General features: G+C 53.0%; 1 protein-coding gene. It reads right to left on the bottom strand.

The window, feature by feature from the left end:
* Positions 1-1,345 (bottom strand): glycoside hydrolase family 3 C-terminal domain-containing protein (locus QVP67_RS09220; protein WP_288180070.1); only part of this gene is annotated, 1,345 nt, incomplete at both ends.

Genomic DNA, 1,345 nt, shown 5'->3' with positions numbered 1-1,345 from the left:
TCCGACGCTCTTGGGGAAGGTTACCGTCAGCTTGCCTCCCGGATTGTAGTCACCGAACAGGATGTCGGCCAGTGCTGTTCCTCCCTTGGAACCGGGGTACCATGCTTCGAAGATGGCCGGTACGAACTTGTCAGCCCAGTTGATAGAGAGCGGACGTCCGTTGATCAGAATCAGTACGACGGGTTTGCCTGTTGCCTGTACGGCCTGAAGCAGTTGCAATTGACGTCCCGGCAGGTCGAGGCTGCTGCGCGACTTGTTTTCTCCACAAGTCCGTTGACCACCGCCCAATACAACGACGGCCACGTCCGACTGGCGTGCATTCTCGACGGCACGGTCTATTTCGGCTTGTTCCTCTGCTGTCAGCGGATAATCTATCAGTTCGCTTTCCGGCCAGTGGGCATCTACCAGTTCGCAACCTTTGGTATAGACTACTTCGGCACGACCTTCCACCTTGGCCTGTATGCCTTCGAGTACGGTGGTCACGTCTACTGCCAGCGGACCATAATGAGTCAGGGCATATCCTTCTTCATCTGCATTCGGACCACATACGGCGATACGCTTTATCTGGTTGATGTCAAGCGGCAGTAATTCCGATTCGTTCTTCAGCAATACGATGCTTTCGCGTGAGGCCTGAAGGGCTACTGCTTCATTTTCGGCTTTTTCCACTTCTTTGTCGGCACCGGCCAGGTCGGTCTGATAAGGAGAATCGAACAAACCTACCAGAAACTTCACCCGCAGGATGTCGCGTACACGGTCGTTGATCAGTTCTTCACTCAGTCCGCCTTCTTTTACCAGTTCGCGCAAGGGGTATACGAACGATTCGGGTGAACGGAACGTGCAACGTACGTTCAGTCCGGCTTCTACGCTCTGGCGTACAGCTTCTTTCATATCTTTGGCAGTGCCGTGCTTGGTATAAAGGTACTCTACGGCATCACTGTCGGACACGACGTATCCGCGGAAACCCATTTCACCACGCAGGCGGGTAGTCAGCCAGTAGTAGCTGCCTTGTATGGGGAAGCCGTCATAGTCGTTGTACGAACTCATGATGCCCAGCATGCCTGCTTCTTGAATGACACGGCGGAAGGGGTATACGTGAACATTTTCTACTTCGCGTGGTGACATTTGCGGGTCAACACGTGCCATGCCTTCGCGTGCACCTTTGTTGTTGCTGTATGCTACGAAGTGTTTTCCTGTAGAAGTTACTTGGTGGTTATGCTGTAATCCTCGTACCATTTCGATACCCAGTTCAGCTACCAGATAAGGTGATTCGCCATAAACTTCTTCGTAGCGTCCCCATCTTTGGTCGCGACCCACGTCGAGGATGGGAGCGTATACATTAGTGTAG

It is taken from the genome of Bacteroides sp. CAG:633 (assembly GCF_000435115.1).
In the GTDB taxonomy this organism is placed as follows: Bacteria; Bacteroidota; Bacteroidia; order Bacteroidales; family Bacteroidaceae; genus Bacteroides; species Bacteroides ndongoniae.
Note: the sequence above shows the minus strand (reverse complement) of the source record. Positions and strands in the feature narration are given on the sequence as shown.